Source organism: Shinella sp. (assembly GCF_052438155.1).
Taxonomy (GTDB): Bacteria; Pseudomonadota; Alphaproteobacteria; order Rhizobiales; family Rhizobiaceae; genus Shinella.
In genome coordinates this window covers 1-16,731 of record NZ_JBQVPI010000017.1, presented here as the reverse complement: position 1 = coordinate 16,731, position 16,731 = coordinate 1, and the positions used below count along the sequence as shown (strand labels likewise).

Here is a 16,731-nt window from a genome sequence, read left to right as displayed (position 1 = left end):
GGACATGTATGACGCCGGCATGAGTTTTGGGCTTGGGGAGGATATCGAGGCGTTGCGCGAAAGCGTGCGGCGTTTCGCGACGGATCGTATCGCGCCGCAGGCGGCCGAGATCGACCGCACGAACAATTTTCCCATGCCGCTCTGGCGGGAAATGGGCGACCTCGGCTTGCTCGGCATTACCGCGCCGGAATCCTATGGCGGTTCCGGCATGGGGTATCTCGCCCATTGCATTGCGATGGAGGAAATCAGCCGGGCCTCCGCCTCGGTGGGCTTGAGCTACGGCGCCCATTCCAACCTCTGCGTCAACCAGATCATCCGCAACGCCACGCCCGAGCAGCGCCAGAAATACCTTCCCAAACTGATCTCCGGCGAACATGTCGGCGCGCTCGCCATGTCCGAGCCGGGCGCCGGCTCCGATGTCGTCTCGATGAAGCTGCGTGCCGAAAAGCGTGGGCAGCGCTACGTGCTGAACGGCAACAAGATGTGGATCACCAACGGGCCAGATGCCGACGTGCTGGTGGTCTATGCCAAGACCGATCCCGAGGCGGGTTCGCGCGGCATCACCGCCTTCCTGATCGAAAAGGGTTTTGCCGGCTTCTCGACCGCCCAGAAACTCGACAAGCTCGGCATGCGCGGCTCCAACACCTGTGAACTGGTCTTTGTTGATTGCGAGGTGCCGGAGGAGAACGTGATGGGCACGGTCGGGCGCGGCGTCAACGTGCTGATGTCCGGTCTCGACTATGAGCGCGTCGTGCTGTCCGGCGGTCCGCTCGGCATCATGGCTGCCTGTCTCGACGTGGTCGTGCCCTACATCCACGAGCGGAAGCAGTTCGGCCAGTCGATCGGCGAGTTCCAGCTGATGCAGGGCAAGGTGGCCGACATGTATGTCGCGCTCAACGCCTGCCGCGCCTATGTCTATGCCGTCGCGGCCGCCTGTGACCGCGGCGAGACGACCCGCAAGGATGCCGCCGGTTGCATCCTCTATTCCGCCGAAATGGCGACGAAGCTCGCGCTGGAGGCCATCCAGGCGCTGGGTGGCAACGGCTATATCAACGACTATCCGACCGGTCGCCTGCTGCGCGACGCCAAGCTCTACGAGATCGGCGCCGGCACATCCGAGATCCGCCGCATGCTGATCGGCCGCGAAATCTTTCAGGAGACGCTGTAATGCCGGTCATCCCCTCGGCCGTGAACACCCGCAGCGAAACGTTCGAGACGAACCGCAAGGCCATGCTTGATGCGCTGAGGCTTGTCGAGGAGGCGGCCAGCCTTGCCATGGACGGCGGCGGGGCGAAAGCGCGGGAGCGCCATGTCGCGCGCGGAAAGCTGTTGCCGCGCGACCGCGTGGCGCAGTTGCTGGATCCCGGTTCCCCGTTCCTCGAAATCGGCCTCACCGCCGCGCACGGCCTCTATGACGGTGCCTCGCCCTCCGGCGGCATGATCGCCGGCATCGGCCGCGTCTCCGGCCGCGAATGCATGATCGTCTGCAACGACGCCACGGTGAAAGGCGGCACCTACTATCCGATCACCGTGAAGAAACATCTGCGCGCGCAGGAAATTGCCGCGGAAAACCGGTTGCCCTGCATCTACCTCGTCGATTCCGGCGGCGCGAACCTGCCGAACCAGGACGAGGTCTTTCCCGATCGCGATCATTTCGGCCGCATCTTCTACAATCAGGCCCAGATGTCCGCCGCCGGCATTCCGCAGGTCGCCGTCGTGATGGGCAGTTGCACGGCGGGTGGCGCCTATGTTCCGGCGATGAGCGACGAGACGGTGATCGTCGAGAACCAGGGCACGATCTTCCTCGCCGGCCCGCCGCTGGTGAAGGCCGCGACGGGCGAGGTGGTGACAGCCGAGGATCTGGGTGGTGGCGACGTTCACACGCGCCTTTCCGGCGTCGCCGACCATTTGGCGCGCGATGATCGCCACGCCTTGTCGATTGCACGGCAGATCGCGGCCAATCTCAATACGCGTAAGCCGGAGATTACAAAATCCGGCGAGGGCGATGCCCCGCTCTACGACCCGGAAGAGCTGCTCGGCATCGTGCCGGCCGATACGCGCACGCCCTATGATGTGCGCGAGGTGATTGCCCGCGTGGTCGATGGTTCCCGCTTCGACGAGTTCAAGGCGCGCTTCGGCACCACGCTGGTCTGCGGCTTTGCCGCCCTGCACGGGCTCCAAGTCGGCATCATCGCCAACAATGGCGTATTGTTCTCAGAGGCCGCCCTGAAGGGCGCGCATTTCATCGAACTCTGCGCCCAGCGCGGTATTCCGCTCGTCTTCCTGCAAAACATCACGGGATTCATGGTCGGCCGCAAATACGAGGCTGAAGGCATTGCCAAGAACGGCGCCAAGCTCGTCACGGCTGTGGCGACGGCAAATGTGCCGAAGTTCACCATGCTGATCGGCGGCTCCTACGGTGCCGGCAATTACGGCATGTGCGGCCGGGCCTATTCGCCGCGCTTCCTCTGGACCTGGCCAAACAGCCGCATCGCCGTGATGGGCGGCGAGCAGGCGGCCGGCGTGCTGGCAACCGTCAAGCGCGAGGGCATCGAGCGCACCGGCGGCAACTGGAGTGCCGAGCAGGAGGCCGCCTTCAAGCAGCCGACCATCGACATGTTCGCCCGCCAGAGCCACCCGCTCTATGCCTCGGCCCGATTGTGGGACGACGGCATCGTCGACCCGCGCAAGACACGCGATGTGCTGGCGCTCTCGCTCTCGGCGGCGCTTAACGCGCCGATCGAGCCCACCCGTTTCGGCATTTTCCGAATGTAGAGGAGGCAAGTCCATGAAGCGCGAAACAGTCAATGCCAAGAACGCCCCCGCCCCGCGGGGCGGCTATTCGCAGGCCGTGAAGATCGAGGATTTCAAGACGCTGCTGTTCATCAGCGGCCAGATCCCCGTCTCGGACGACGACAAGGTGCCCGAGAGCTTCGAGGACCAGGCGCGGCTCGTCTGGCGCAACATCGACGCCCAGCTGAAGGCTGCCGGGATGTCAAAGGCCGATCTCGTCAAGGTTACCACCTTTCTCTCCGACCGGCACCATGCGACCGCCAATCGTGAAATCCGAAGCGAGTATCTCGGCGCGAACGCTCCGGCGATGAGCGTCGTCATCGCATCGATCTTCGACGGCAAGTGGCTGCTCGAAGTCGAAGCCATCGCAGCGCAATAGGAAGTCAGGATGTTCAGGAAAATCCTCATCGCCAACCGCGGCGAAATCGCCTGCCGCGTCATCCGCACGGCCCGGCGTCTGGGCGTCGCAACGGTCGCCGTCTATTCCGACGCCGACCGCGAGGCGTTGCATGTCGAAATGGCCGATGAGGCCATCCGCATCGGCCCTGCGGAAGCGGCGAAGAGCTACCTGAACATCACGGCAATCCTCGACGCGGCGAAGGCGAGCGGAGCGGAGGCGGTGCATCCCGGCTACGGTTTCCTGTCGGAAAATCCAGGTTTCGTGGAGGCGGTGGAAGCGGCCGGTCTCGTCTTCATCGGCCCCTCGGCAAGCGCCATCCGGGCCATGGGCCTGAAGGATGCCGCAAAGACGCTGATGGAAAAGGCGGGCGTGCCCGTGGTGCCCGGCTATCACGGCGACAAGCAAGACGCCGCCTTTCTCGCCGTCGAGGCCGAGGCCATCGGCTATCCTGTGCTGATCAAGGCGCGCGCCGGCGGCGGTGGCAAGGGCATGCGGCGGGTGGAGCGGCCTGCCGATTTTGGCGCGGCGCTGGAAAGCGCTCGCCGCGAGGCTGAAAGCGCCTTCGGCGATGGCCGCGTGCTCGTCGAAAAATACATGGCGAAACCCCGCCATATCGAGGTGCAGGTTTTTGGCGATAATCACGGCAATGTCGTGCATCTCTTCGAGCGTGACTGCTCCCTCCAGCGCCGGCACCAGAAGGTCATCGAAGAGGCTCCGGCGCCCGGCATGACGGCAGAAATGCGCGCGGCGATGGGAGCGGCGGCGGTGCGCGCGGCGGCAGCGATCGACTATAGCGGCGCTGGTACTGTCGAGTTCATTGCCGACGTTTCGGAAGGCTTGCGGCAGGACCGCTTCCATTTCATGGAAATGAACACGCGCCTGCAAGTCGAGCATCCGGTGACGGAGGCGATTACCGGTCTCGACCTCGTCGAATGGCAGTTGCGCGTCGCCGCCGGTGAGCCCTTGCCGAAGCGGCAGGAGGAGCTTGCCATCGATGGCTGGGCCTTCGAGGCGCGGCTCTATGCGGAAAACCCGGCGCGCGACTTCCTGCCCGCGACCGGCCGCCTCTCGGTTTTCGACCTGCCCGACGGCGCCCGCATCGATTCCGGCGTGCGGGCCGGTGATCTCATCACGCCCTTCTACGACCCGATGATCGCCAAAGTCATCACCCATGGCCGCAGCCGCGCGGAAGCTCTGGCGAAGCTGGAAACGGCGCTGCAACAATGCCGCGTCGGCGGCGTGACGACCAATGCCGGCTTCCTCGCCCGCCTGTGCCTGCTGCCGGCCTTTGCCGCGGGTGATGTCGATACGGGCCTGATCGGCCGGGCGGGCGAAGAGCTGCTGGCCGAACCCGATGCCCCCGAGGAGGCTTTTGCACTGGCTGCCCTTTCGGCGCTCGGTTTCCTCGCCGCCCCGGCCGACCCGGACCCATGGGGCGATATCCGCGGCTTCCGCTTGTGGGGCGAGGCCGCACAGACGGTCTTTCTGGATCATGGCGGAGCGGAACATGCCCTGCGCGTCACGACCCTCGGCCAGGATCGCTTCCGCATCGAACGCAACGGCCTGGCAACGGATATCCGTCTTCGATCGTCGAACGGCTGTTCCTTGCAGGTGGACCTCGATGGCCGCGTCCTGCCGGCAATGGTGCATAGCGACCGTGCCGACATCGTCGTCTTTTTCGCCGGTCACAGCCAAGCCTTCGTACGTGCCGAAGAGGCCAGCCACCATGGCGAGACGGTGACCGGTGGCGACCGGCTCTCGGCGCCGATGCCGGGCCTGGTGCGCATCGTCTCGGTGGGGCCGGGTGCACGTGTGGCGAAGGGCGATGCGCTCGTCACCATGGAGGCGATGAAGATGGAACTGGTGCTGGCGGCACCCCGTGACGGTGTGGTGGCCGCGGTGCCGGTGGCGGTGGGCGATCAGGTGGCGGAGGGTGCGCTTCTGCTCTCGCTGGAGCCCGAGGAGGCGGCATGAACCGGCGCATCGAAATCGTCGAGATGGCGGCCCGCGACGGCTTGCAGAACGAGAAGGCGATCATCCCGTCCGCCGACAAGATCGCATTGATCAACCTCCTGTCGGACTGCGGTTTCGCGCGCATCGAGGCAACGAGTTTCGTCAGCCCCAAATGGGTGCCGCAGCTTGCCGACGGGGCGCAGGTCATGGCGGGCATCGAGCGCCGGCCCGGCATTTCCTACGCGGCGCTGGTGCCCAACATGAAGGGCTACGAAGCGGCGAAGGTCGCCGGCGTCAATGAGGTCGCTGTCTTCCTCTCGGCCTCCGAAGGCTTTTCGCGCGCCAATCTCAACTGCTCGATTGCCGAAAGCATCGAGCGCGCCCGACCGGTCGCGGAGGCCGCGAAAGCGGATGGCATTCCACTGCGCGGCTATGTCAGCTGCGTCGTGCAATGCCCCTATGACGGCCCGGTCGAGCCCCGTGCGGTGGCAGCGGTGACGGAACAATTGCTGCGCCTCGGCTGCCATGAGGTAAGCCTTGGCGACACGATCGGTCGCGCGCGTCCAAACGAGGTCGCGGCCATGCTGGATGGGGTGCTCGCCGTCGCCGCCCCGGAAAGTCTTGCCGGCCATTTCCACGATACGAGCGGATTGGCGCTCGACAATATCCGCGTTGCGCTGGATCATGGGCTGTCCGTCTTCGATGCCTCGGTCGGCGGGCTCGGCGGCTGCCCCTATGCGCCCGGTGCGCGCGGCAATGTGGATACGCTCGCCGTCGCCGATATGCTGGCGGCGGAAGGCTACGAGACGGGGCTAGACCGGGACAAGCTGGCAATGGCGGCTGCTTTTGCGCGGCAGGTCACCGGCAAAAGCGATTCCAGGAAAAGTGGCTAGCGATTCGCAACGCGCTTTAGGTCCCTGATTTTTCGCATGTCGTTGTCGCAAAGCCGCTGCACATTTTTGCGCGGCATGTTTTAGAGGAGGAGGTAGTCATGCATTTCGAGACCATTTCCATATCCGTCGACAGGCGCGGCGTAGCAGCCCTCACGCTCCGCCGCCACGCGCAACACAATGCGCTCTCAGGCCTGATGATCCGCGAACTGACCACCATTGCTGGCCTGCTCGGTGACGACAAGGCGGTGCGCGTGGTCGTGCTGACCGGCGAGGGCGAGAGTTTTTGCGCAGGCGGCGACCTCAACTGGATGAAGGAACAGATCACTGCCACCCGTGAGGAGCGTATCGCGGAAGCGCGCCGGCTGGCCCTGATGCTGAAGGCGCTGCGCGATCTGAAAAAGCCGCTGGTCGCCCGCGTCAACGGCCAGGCCTATGGCGGTGGCGTCGGCCTCATTAGCGTCTGCGATGCGGCGATCGCCGTGGAGGGCGCCCGCTTCGGCCTGACCGAGACCCGTCTCGGCCTCATCCCGGCAACGATCAGCCCCTATGTCGCCGCGCGCATCGGTCCTGCCGCCTTCCTGCGCTTCGCCACCTCCGCCCGCCTGTTCGATGCGCCGACGGCCCGCGACATCGGCCTGGTGAGCGGCATCGTTGCGGCGGATGGGCTGGATACGGCGATCGAGGCGGAGATTGCGCCCTATTTCACGGCGTCGCCAGAGGCCGTTGCCGCGGCCAAGGCGCTCGCCCATGCACTCGCCTTACCGATCGACGACAAGCTGATCGAGATGACGCTGACACGGCTGGCGGATACCTGGGAAACGCCTGCGGCGGCGGAAGGGATTGCGGCGTTTTTGGAGAAGCGCAAGCCTGTCTGGGTGCCGGGCGATTCCGGCAAGTAATCGCGGCCGACGGACATCGTTTGGAATTCTACCCCTCGACAAACCTTCTGTCCCCGAGGGAAGAAAATTGCCTGTGGAACGAAACTGTTGTCATTGAGCCCCTTCTCTCCAGCGGGGAGAAGGTCGCGGCAGCGGGATGAGGGGGATGCCGAAGGCACAAAGGCCAAGCGTGCCATTCGGACACCCCCTCACCTGACCCTTCGGGCCACCTTCTCCCCGCGGGGGAGAAGGGAACATGGCATGTGGTCATCCCATCGCTATGGTTAAAGCGGCAGGCTGCGCTACTCGATGAACACCCGCACACTCGCCGCCCTTCCGGCGGCATCGATCACCGTCAGCGTCGAAAAACCCGCACCTTCCGGCATCCATTGCGTCGTGCGCCGGCGCGAGGCGTCGGGCAGGACCCTGCCATTGGCGAGCCAGCGGAAGGGTGCGCGGCCGCCTTGCAGTTTCAGCACGAGCGGCGAGATGTCCGCGCCCGTCGTGGCGCCGAGTTCGACATGGGCGCCTTCCGGCGGATAGATGATTTCCGGTGCCGGTTCGCGTGCCGCGGTGACGACGAGGCCATTGGCGGTGATCGCGAAGCGGCGCAGGCTGGCGGGCAGCTCCGATTGCGCAATACGCACGGCGCCGGCCGGCGCGCGGGGCAGCGCGGTGATGGCGACGCCGGAGCGGGCGAAGGCCTCGAACAGGATGGGGGCTGCGGCGCCGTAGCCGGTCAGGCCGGGCACCGCGCCATTGTCGGCACGGCCGACCCAGACGCCGAGCACGTGTCGGCCGTCATAACCGACGGACCAGGCATCGCGGTAGCCGTAGCTGGTGCCGGTCTTGTAGGCGATGCCGAGGCGGCGGCTGCCGGTCGGTGGCGTGACGGCGGAGAGCACGTCGGAGACCTGCCAGACGGCGACGGGGTCGAGCAGCGGTTCGCCCTCGATCTGCGCGGCCGCGCGGGAAATGCCGTCGCCGAGCCGGACGGGCATGCCGCGATTGGCGAGTGCCGCATAGAGCTGGGTAAGATCACGCAGCGTGATGCCGAGGCCGCCAAGCCCGATAGCGAGACCCGGTGTCTCGCCCGGCGGCAGCACGGCCTGTACCTCGGCGCGGCGGAAACGCACCATAAGGCGGGTCGGGCCGACGGCTTCGAGCAGGCGCACGGCGGGTACGTTCAGCGACAGTTGCAGCGCCTTACGTACGCTGACATCGCCTTGGTAGGTCATATCGAAATTGCGCGGGCGATAGCCGGAAAAATCGGAAGGTCGATCCTCGACGATGGTTTCCTGTGCGACCAGGCCCTCCTCGAAGGCGAGGCCGTAGATGAACGGTTTCAGCGCCGAGCCGGGCGAGCGGCGGATACGGGTCATGTCGATCCAGCCGGCGCGGCTGCCGTCGAAATAATCCGCCGAGCCGACCTCGCCGAGGATTTCGCCGGTGCGGGCATCGGCCATCACCATGGCGATGGAGATTTTCGGGCCGAGCCGTTCGGCCGCCTCCCGCGCGACGGTTTCGAGGCCGGCCTGTACCGTGCGGTCGAGCGAGGTCTCGTGCTTGATCGCCTTTGGGTCCTTGCGCAGCGCCAGCTCGGAAAGATGGGCGGCGTAGGAGGGGAGTTGGCGGCGGCGATCCGGCACGGCTTCGGCGGACGCGCGTTCGGCCTCGCCCTCGCCGATGATCTCGGAGACGGCCATGCGGTTCAGCACGCGCTCGCGGGCCTTTTCCGCAACGGCGCGGTGCCGATCCGGCCGGCGTTTTTCAGGAAGCTGCGGCAGGGCGACAAGCAGGGCGGCCTCGGCGACGGTGAGCCGCTTCGGTTCCTTGCCGAACCAGGCGAGGCTTGCGGCGCGCACGCCCTCGAGGTTGCCGCCATAGGGGGCGAGCGTCAGGTAGAGATCGAGGATTTCCGCTTTCGAGAGCCGGCGTTCGAGCTGGATGGCGCGTGCCATCTGGCGCAGCTTCGCCAGCATCGAACGGTTTTCGCGCGGCTCGATCAGGCGGGCGACCTGCATGGAAAGCGTGGAGGCGCCGGAGACGATGCGGCCATTGGTGACGAACTGGCCGGCGGCGCGCAACAGCGCCAGCGGGTCGATGCCGGCATGCTCTTGGAAGCGACGATCCTCATACGCAACCAGCATGCGCAGGAACTGCGGATCGACATCGGTCGCGGTGGTCTTCAGCCGCCAGAGGCCATCCGGTGTCGCGAAGGCACGCAGCAGGCGACCGTCGCGGTCGAGCACTTCTTTGGAGACGGTTGTCGCCACCGCGATCGGCGGCGGATAGGCCTTGTCCGCATAGTCGAGCCCGAAGGCGAGGGCGGCGATAATTGCCGCCCCGCCGAGGGAGCCTATGAGGAACTTGCGCCAGAGCGCCATCGACCGGACCTTTCCTATTCGGCCTTGGCGACCTGCATGCGGCCGGTCGCCGTGCGGGCGGAGTATTGCGGACGATACATGTCCTCCACCTGCGCGGCCGGCAGGTCATAGGTGCCGGGGGTTACGGCGCGCACGACATAGGCGAGGCTGACTTCGCGGTTGTCGCCCTGGCTGCGATTGAAGGCCGCGACGAAGCGGTCGTAGCGGAACTCCGTATGTGCCGCCTCGGTCTCGCCGAGCCAATCGAAATTCGAAAGCTTGGCGCTGTCGACGAGGCTCGGATTGTCGATCTCGAAGCCGGCGGGCAGGAGGTCCGTAATGATGATGCGCGACGGCCAGTCGTTCTGTTCCGTCACCTTCAGCACCACGACGTAACGCTCGTTCTGCGTCGCCTCCGTGATGTTCGCCTCCTCGCCGTCGAGCGTGTAATAGGTGCGCTCGATGGCAAAGCCGTCGCCGCCGGCCGGCAGCGGATCGGCGGGGGCCGCGACCGTGGTCAGCACGGCCGAGACCGGTTCGCCGGTGCGGTTGACGATGGTCAGCGGGTTTTCCATGAGGGACTTGCCCGTCATCTGCGCGGCATAACCGCCGGCGCGCTCGGCACCGTTGATTTCGAGCTTCAGGTCCTTGTCGGCATCCTTCACGGATCGGGCGGCGAGCAGCATCCAGGTTTGTTCCTGCGTGCTGGTCCAGCGCTTCTCTTCCCACTGCTTGGCGACGATCTTCGTCAGCTGCGGAATGATATCCGGAACCGGCCGGGCCTCGGCAGCAAGGGCAAGAACGGCAGCGCCGTCACGCAACGACGAACCATAGTCGTTGCGCGAAAGGCTGGCATTCAGGATGCTGTCACGCGACAGGCCGAGCGCATTCGAAAAAATCGTCATCGAACGCTGGGCATCGCCATAGAGGCCGAGTGCCGCCGCCAGATGCGCGCGCGACAACGGCGAGGAGAACTCCGAGAGCTTCGTGTCCGCATAGTAGCGCAGGTCGCTGATCGCGGCCTTGCGGTTGCGGGCGAGCACATAGAGCGCGTAGGCGATCTCGTTGCCCTGTGTGCTGACATTGATGTCATAGGAGATCGCATTCTGCAGGTTGGAGAGGGCCTGCAGCATGGCCTGCTCCGGCACGTCGAACTTCTGTTCGCGGGCCCGCGTCAGGAAGTCGGTGACGAAGGCATCGAGCCAGAGATCGCCGTAGCCCGGACCCCAGAGGCCGAAGCTGCCCGAGGAGGACTGGTAGGCGAGCACGCGATAGATCGCGTCCTGCACCCGCTTCTGCGTCTCCGTGTCTTCCGGCAGGCCGGACTGCTTGGAGAGTTCGCTGAGATAGAGCAGCGGCAGCGCGCGGCTCGTCGTCTGCTCGGCGCAGCCATAGGGGTAGCGGTCGAGCGCCATCAGGAGTGCGGGAATGTCGAAGGCCGCGGCGCGCGAGACGCTGAGGCTGACCGAAGCGCCAGCAAGCCGGCTGTCGGCGAGCAATTGGTCGTCGATCGTCAGGCTGCCATTGGCGGCAATCTCGATCGGCCGGCGCGTGGTGATCGGCATGGCGGCCGGGCGCACCGGCACATTGAGCGCCTGTTCAAGCGACATTCCAGAACCGTTCGACAGTTTGACCGTCACGACGCCGTCGCCCGCCTCGCCGCCGATCAGCGGCAAGGTGAGTGCCGTCTTGCCGCCGGGCTCCAGCTTGATTGTCTGGCCGGCGCCGGTCTGTTCGACCATGACCGACGCATTGTGCGTGATCTCGACCGTGTAGTCGCCGGCCGGCGCATCCGTATTGGCGATGTCGAGCCTGAGATCCGCGCGGTCTCCGGGCGCCAGGAACTTCGGCAGGCTCGCCGTCACCACGACCGGATCGCGGATGATGACGTCTTTCGAGGCACTGCCGACACCGGTCTTCGTCCACGCAACGGCCATGAGGCGGGCGGTGCCGTTGAACTGCGGGATGTCGAAACTGACCTTCGCCTTGCCCTCGGCATCGAGCTTCACGGGGCCGGAGAAGAAGGCGACGAGCTTTTCGGTCGGCGGGTTGCCTTGCAGCGCGCCTTCACCGCCGTCGCCGCCGGTGCGCAGCCGCCCGGTGGCGCCGAGCGAGCCGTCGATCAGGCGGCCGTAGAGGTCGCGGATTTCCATGCCGAGGCGGCGCTGACCAAAGTACCAGCCGGCCGGATCGGGCGCTTCATACTTGGTGAGGTTGAGAATGCCGACGTCGACGGCGGCGACCGTGATATAGGCCTCCTCGTTGACACCGGCACCGGCGACCTGCAGCGAAATGTCGAGCGGCTGGCGCGGCAGCGTCTTTTCCGGCACGTCGAGGGTGAGGTTAAGCTTGCGTGCCGCCGGGTCCACCTTCAGCCAGGTGACGCCGATGGCGCGCATCGGCATGCGGCTTTCCTGGTCGGAGCCGGGGCGGAAGAGCGTCGCGGTGACGTAGGAACCCGGTCCCCATTCCTTGGTGATCGGGATTTCCACCTCGCCGCCCTCGGCGCCGATGGCGGCGGTCTGGGTGGCGATCAGGCTTTCGGCGCCGATGGTGACCAGCACCTGGCCGGCGTGGCGCGGCGAGATCTTCAGCTTGGCCGTATCGCCGACCGCATAGTTTTCCCTGTCGAGCGAGATTTCCAGCGCGTCGGGCGTTTCCGTCGAGGTCGCCGCGACATACCAGCCGGCGTCGAATTCGATGCTGGTCGCCGGGCCGTCCGGCTCGGGGCTTTCGACTTCCAGGCGGTAGCGTCCCCAGGTGACGGGAACGGAAATCTTGCCGCCATCGGATGCGACGTCGAGCGTGCCGTTGGCGAGCTGTTTCGTCGAGAGCACCGGCTCATAGCGCCAGGAGCTGCCATCGCGGTACCATTGGTAGTTCCGTTCGACAGCGAGCAGCTTCCAGGGCATGCCCTGCATTGCCAGCTTGGCGCCATCCGGGCCGACAGCGACAACGTGGAAGTTGGCGACGCTGTTTTCCGAAAGTTCGCCCTTGAATTCCGGCTTCACGCCGATCATCGGGCCGGTCGCCTTGACCGGCAGCGTGAGCGAGCGTTCGACGGCACGGCCGCCGGCCTCCGTCATGCGCAGCGTAACCAGTGCTTCGAGGCGCTGCGTGGTTGAGGGAAGATCGGTGACGGTGACGTCAAAGGTCGCCTTGCCCTCGTCGTCGAGCACGTCGAGGCCTTCAAGCGGCGTCGTGCTTTCCTCGATCGCCTCTTCGTCCGTGAGGCCGAAGACGTAATCGGGATAGGCCGGGTCGGCGCGTGTCGGCTTCAGTGCGACGTCGCCCTCGATCTCAAGGCCTGCGCCCGGCGCGCCGTAGAGATAGCGGCCTTCAACGGAAACGGGGGCCGGCACGCCGGTTTCGATGTCCTTCGCGGTGCTCGTCATGTCGAATTCGATGCGATCCGGCACGAAATCGTCGACGAGGAAGGTCTTTTCGGCAATCGCCGTGCCCTTCGGGTCGGTGTAGATCTGCATCGTCCAGGTGCCGCGCATGCTGTTGGTCTGCAGGGCCAGATCGATGGTATGGCCGCCGAGGGCTGCGCCATCAGAGACGAGGCGTCGGTCTTCCACGCCGTCCGGCCGGTTGAAGACGAAGGTGAGCGGCAGTTTTTCGACGGCATTGGCTTCGATATCGCGGGCCAGCGCCGAAGCATGCACCGTTTCTCCGGCGCGGTAGATGCCGCGCTCGGTCCAGGCGAGCACGTCGATTGCGCCCGGGGCCGGGCGGCCGGTGACGCCGCGGTCGGAAAGGTCGAAGCCGGCGCGCGTCATGTCGAGGAAGACGAAGTCGGATTCACCCTTCTTCGCAAGGATGACGGCGGGCGTCATCGCTGCGGTGCCGCGCATCAGGCCGGCGGTGAAGGTCGCGCGGCCCTCCGCATCGGTCGTCGCTGTGCCGAGCACTTCGTTGTTGGTGGCGATCAGCTGGAGATCGACGCCTTCCAGCGGTGCTGCGCTATCGAGCGAGCGGGCGAAGACGTTGAGGCCGTCGGTGCCGGCATAGGTGGTGAGACCGACATCCGAGACGACGAACCACTGCGTGGCCTTCGCGTCCCATTCGTTGCTGCGGCCGTTTGAGGCGGCGGCGGTCAGAACATAGACGCCGGGCTTGCGCTCCGGCAGGGCCTCGTCGACCGGGAAGCTGGTGACGACGTCCTTGTTGAGTTCCGGCGAAATGTCGATCTTGCCCTGCCAGACGAGCTGGCCGTTCTGGCTTTCGATGCGCTCGGCGGAATAGCCGTCGAGCTGGGTCAGGAACCGGCTGTCGGCGAGAAGCCCGGCGATCGCGCGGTCGCCGACGCGGTAGAGCTTCAGGTCGGCGCTGTCGGTGTTGACCGAGACGATCGGAATGCCGCGGCGCACGCTGCCGGGCAGCACGAAGCCGTCACCGGTGAAGCGCACCGTGGCGGCGCGGTCCTGCACGTAGATGTCGAGATCGACCATGGATTCCAGCGGCTCATCGACCGCCGACGGCAGGCCGGGGCGGAAGGCGATCTTGTAGCGCTGGCCGTGGTTCAGGCCCTCGACGCAGATCTGCCGGTCCTTGGCTTCCACTGCTTTGGGAGCCGCGCCATCCAGCGTGACGAAGGAAGCGTAGTCGGCACCAGACTTGACGAGCGGCTCGGAAAACTCGACGCAGGCGCGCGGCGTCGCGCTATCCGAGTCGATCGTGTGATTGACGATGCGAAAACCCTGGCGGGCGCGAAGGCCAAGATAGGCCGAACGGACCGCGACATCGTCCTTCAGCTCAAGGCTTGCCTTGTAGGCATTGATGCCGGCGCGGTAGTTACCCGACTTGTCGAGCGTATCGGCGAGCACGGCAAGTGCCCGCGCCCGCGTTTCCGTCGAACGCGACAGCTGGTAGGCGTTGATCGCTGCAAGCGCCCCCTGGCCGGCGAGATAGCTGTTGCCGACGGCGCGGCCCATGGATTCGGCTGTCTCGATCCACAGATAGTAGTCGTCCGGGCCAAGCGAAAGCGCACCCTTATAGGCGACGAGCGCCTGATCGAAGCGGCTGGAGGCGGATTCGATGCGGCCGAGCGAGGCGAGACTTTCGGCGCCCTGGCCGGTATGTTCGGCCGCAAGCGAAAGGCCGTCGCGGAAGGAGCGGGCATCGCTCGTCATGTATTCGCTGATGAAGGGCATGGCCGGCGGCGCGCCAATGTCGGCGGCGTTGTCAGCCTTTATGATCTTGCCGGCGACCGCGCCCTGGAAATGGTTGAGCTGGTTGAAGTCGCTCTTCAGGAAGCACCACTTCACCTTTGGATTATAGGTGAAGGCGCGGCAGGACAGGTCGTCGACGCAATCCGTCTTGCACTGGTCGAGCGTCACGTCCTGCACGGTGCGCAGGTCGAAGCCGAAATAGTCGCTGTTTTCCGTCGTCACGACGGTGCGCGTCTCTTCTGCATGGGCGGGGAGGGGAGGAGAGGCGACGGCCGCCAGAAGAAGTGCCGAGAAACCGAAGATTGCGCGCATAGACATCAAGTCCTCCTAACGCTGCCCGTCTCTTTGCCGCCGCCACTGTCCAGACCCCGGATCGGCTTGTCAATCGAAAGACGCCGTTGTCGGGGAGACCGGAAAGGGGGTGGCGCATGGAACCAGGGTGAAGACGTTTCAGCCTCGCCGTTCAATCGCCGGAAATGCGGAAAATTTTCACGAGTCCATGTGTTAACTTTTTGTTAACCATATGCGCGCAGACTTCACTCCATCAACGAGCGTTCTCCTGTCATACCGCTGTAACAGCGGCTCGCTAGAAACCTCGTCAGACACGAAAGTCGTGTTTCGGCAAACGCAGTGACCACGGATGTACTGGCACTGAGCGAAACACTTCCCTGGCCAAGCCGGGATGAGGAAGCGGGGGTTCGGCCCTCGCTTTTTTCATTTCTGGCATTCGCCAAGCATCTCGTGCTGGACCCCTCCCGGCGATTGCTCTACCGATGAAATCCGCCCTCGAGACGGTTCGCCAGCCGTCCCTCCATTCTCCTCCGGGACGGTTTCATGTCGGATGTCGCTCTCAACGTTTTGCCTGTCTTCGCGCTGATCCTGATCGGCTGGTTGCTCGTACGCACCGGCTATCTCCGGGGGGAACTGGGGGAAGGGCTTGGTGAATTCGTCTTCCGGGTCGCGGTTCCGCTGCTGCTGTTCCGCACCATCGCGGAAGCGGATTTTGCCGGCGAATCGCCGCTGCGCATCTGGGTCGCCTATTTCGCAGCCGTTGCCGTAACGTGGACGATCGCCCATCTGGTGGCGACACTCGGCTTCAAGCGCGATCGGCGGATCGGGGTTCTCGCCGGCGTCTCATCGGCGTTTGCCAACACCGTCTTCATCGGGCTGCCGCTCGTTGCGCGCATCGTCGGCGATGAGGGCCTGGTGGCGATCTCGGTGCTGCTTTCCGTACATCTGCCGGTCATGATGATTGCCGGGACTATCCTTATGGAACGGGCGGAGCGGAAGGAGGGCACGCGCGCGCCGCAGAGTTTCGCAGCACTTCTGCTCGGCATCGGCAAGAGCCTCGTGCGCAACCCACTGGTAATCGGCCTCGCCGCCGGTGCGCTGTTCCACGCGGGTGGCGTGCCGCTCACAGGCCCGGTGAAGGTGGTGGTCGATCAACTGGCGGCGATGGCGGCACCGGCGGCGCTCGTTTCCATCGGCATGGCGCTCAATAAGTACAAGGTCGGCGGCAATGCCGGCATCGCGCTGGCAATGACCAGCCTCAAGCTCGTCGTGCTGCCCGGCTGCGTCTATGTCGCCTGCCGCCTGCTCGGCCTCAGCCCGGAATGGACGGCAGCCATGGTGCTGACATCCTCTGTGCCGACGGGCGTCAATGCCTGGCTGCTCGCCAACCATTTCGGCGTCGGCCACGCGCTCGCCTCCTCGACGATCACCATGACGACGGCGCTCGGCGTCTTCACCGTATCCTTCTGGGCCTGGTTGCTCGGCTGAAACGGTTTTTCTGTGGAGGCATGAATATAGTGCGAAAGCCAGATCTCTACGGCTGACGAACGGCGATCGTGGATACCCCCTCATCCGGCCCTTCGGGCCACCTTCTCCCCGAGGGGAGAAGGGAAACGAGGCGCTGGTGATCTTCCCCTTCTCCCCAGCGGGGAGAAGGTGCCGGCAGGCGGATGAGGGTGGTAGCAACAAAAAACCCGGCGCGAAGGCCGGGTTTTGTTTGTCTGTCTTGCCGTTGGCTTTTTTACTGAGCAGCCGGCTGTTCGGTCGTGGTGCCGTGCGTCGTGCCGCCTTCGGCCGGGGTGGAGCCCTCGGTCGTGGTGGCCGCAGCGCCACCCTCTGCCGGGGTCGTTGCACCTTCGGTCGTCGTCGCGGCCGCGCCGCCGTCAGCCGGAGCCGCACCCTCGGTAGCAGTCGCGCCGCCTTCGGTCGTTGCCGCTGCACCTTCATTCGATGCGGTCGGCAGCGCCACCGGATTGTCGGACA

At 65.4% G+C, this 16,731-nt stretch carries 10 protein-coding genes; 7 read left to right on the top strand and 3 right to left on the bottom strand.

Translation table 11 applies throughout. The features are described from left to right. Positions 1–19: 19 nt before the first annotated feature. The 6 genes from ACT6VE_RS24320 (at position 20) to ACT6VE_RS24295 (ending at position 6,938) form a co-directional block, all read left to right on the top strand. The gene (locus ACT6VE_RS24320) at positions 20–1,168 is read left to right on the top strand and encodes an isovaleryl-CoA dehydrogenase (protein WP_444801013.1); all 1,149 of its coding nucleotides are present in this window, start codon (positions 20–22) and stop codon (positions 1,166–1,168) included. Continuing rightward, positions 1,168–2,775, top strand: a complete 1,608-nt coding sequence (locus tag ACT6VE_RS24315) for a carboxyl transferase domain-containing protein (RefSeq protein ID WP_444800931.1) — start codon at positions 1,168–1,170, stop codon at positions 2,773–2,775. Before ACT6VE_RS24320 ends, ACT6VE_RS24315 begins: the two co-directional genes overlap by 1 nt. A 13-nt stretch (positions 2,776–2,788) precedes the next feature. Continuing rightward, positions 2,789–3,172, top strand: a complete 384-nt coding sequence (locus ACT6VE_RS24310) for a RidA family protein (RefSeq protein ID WP_444800930.1) — start codon at positions 2,789–2,791, stop codon at positions 3,170–3,172. Between the two features lie 9 nt (positions 3,173–3,181). After that, a complete protein-coding gene (locus tag ACT6VE_RS24305; RefSeq protein WP_444800929.1) occupies positions 3,182–5,167 on the top strand; it encodes an acetyl/propionyl/methylcrotonyl-CoA carboxylase subunit alpha in 1,986 nt (661 codons plus the stop codon). Further along, the gene (locus tag ACT6VE_RS24300) at positions 5,164–6,039 is read left to right on the top strand and encodes a hydroxymethylglutaryl-CoA lyase (RefSeq protein WP_444800928.1); all 876 of its coding nucleotides are present in this window, start codon (positions 5,164–5,166) and stop codon (positions 6,037–6,039) included. Before ACT6VE_RS24305 ends, ACT6VE_RS24300 begins: the two co-directional genes overlap by 4 nt. Positions 6,040–6,137: 98 nt before the next feature. Further along, the gene (locus ACT6VE_RS24295; RefSeq protein ID WP_444800927.1) at positions 6,138–6,938 is read left to right on the top strand and encodes a crotonase/enoyl-CoA hydratase family protein; all 801 of its coding nucleotides are present in this window, start codon (positions 6,138–6,140) and stop codon (positions 6,936–6,938) included. 281 nt (positions 6,939–7,219) lie between these two features. Here ACT6VE_RS24295 and pbpC read toward each other — a convergent pair whose 3' ends face one another. Together pbpC and ACT6VE_RS24285 are read right to left on the bottom strand one after the other, a co-directional pair. Next, positions 7,220–9,304 (bottom strand): penicillin-binding protein 1C, encoded by a 2,085-nt coding sequence (gene pbpC, locus ACT6VE_RS24290; RefSeq protein ID WP_444800926.1) that lies wholly within the window; start codon positions 9,302–9,304, stop codon positions 7,220–7,222. Between the two features lie 14 nt (positions 9,305–9,318). Then, positions 9,319–14,769 carry an alpha-2-macroglobulin family protein gene (locus ACT6VE_RS24285; protein WP_444801012.1) on the bottom strand — a complete coding sequence of 1,817 codons (5,451 nt, stop codon included), beginning with the start codon at positions 14,767–14,769 and terminating at the stop codon, positions 9,319–9,321. Between the two features lie 522 nt (positions 14,770–15,291). Here ACT6VE_RS24285 and ACT6VE_RS24280 point away from each other — a divergent pair. Further along, positions 15,292–16,236 carry an AEC family transporter gene (locus tag ACT6VE_RS24280; RefSeq protein WP_444800925.1) on the top strand — a complete coding sequence of 315 codons (945 nt, stop codon included), beginning with the start codon at positions 15,292–15,294 and terminating at the stop codon, positions 16,234–16,236. Positions 16,237–16,489: 253 nt separating this feature from the next. Here ACT6VE_RS24280 and ACT6VE_RS24275 read toward each other — a convergent pair. Continuing rightward, positions 16,490–16,731, bottom strand: a 242-nt coding sequence (locus tag ACT6VE_RS24275) for a hypothetical protein (RefSeq protein ID WP_444800924.1), incomplete at its 5' end; no start/stop codon positions are given.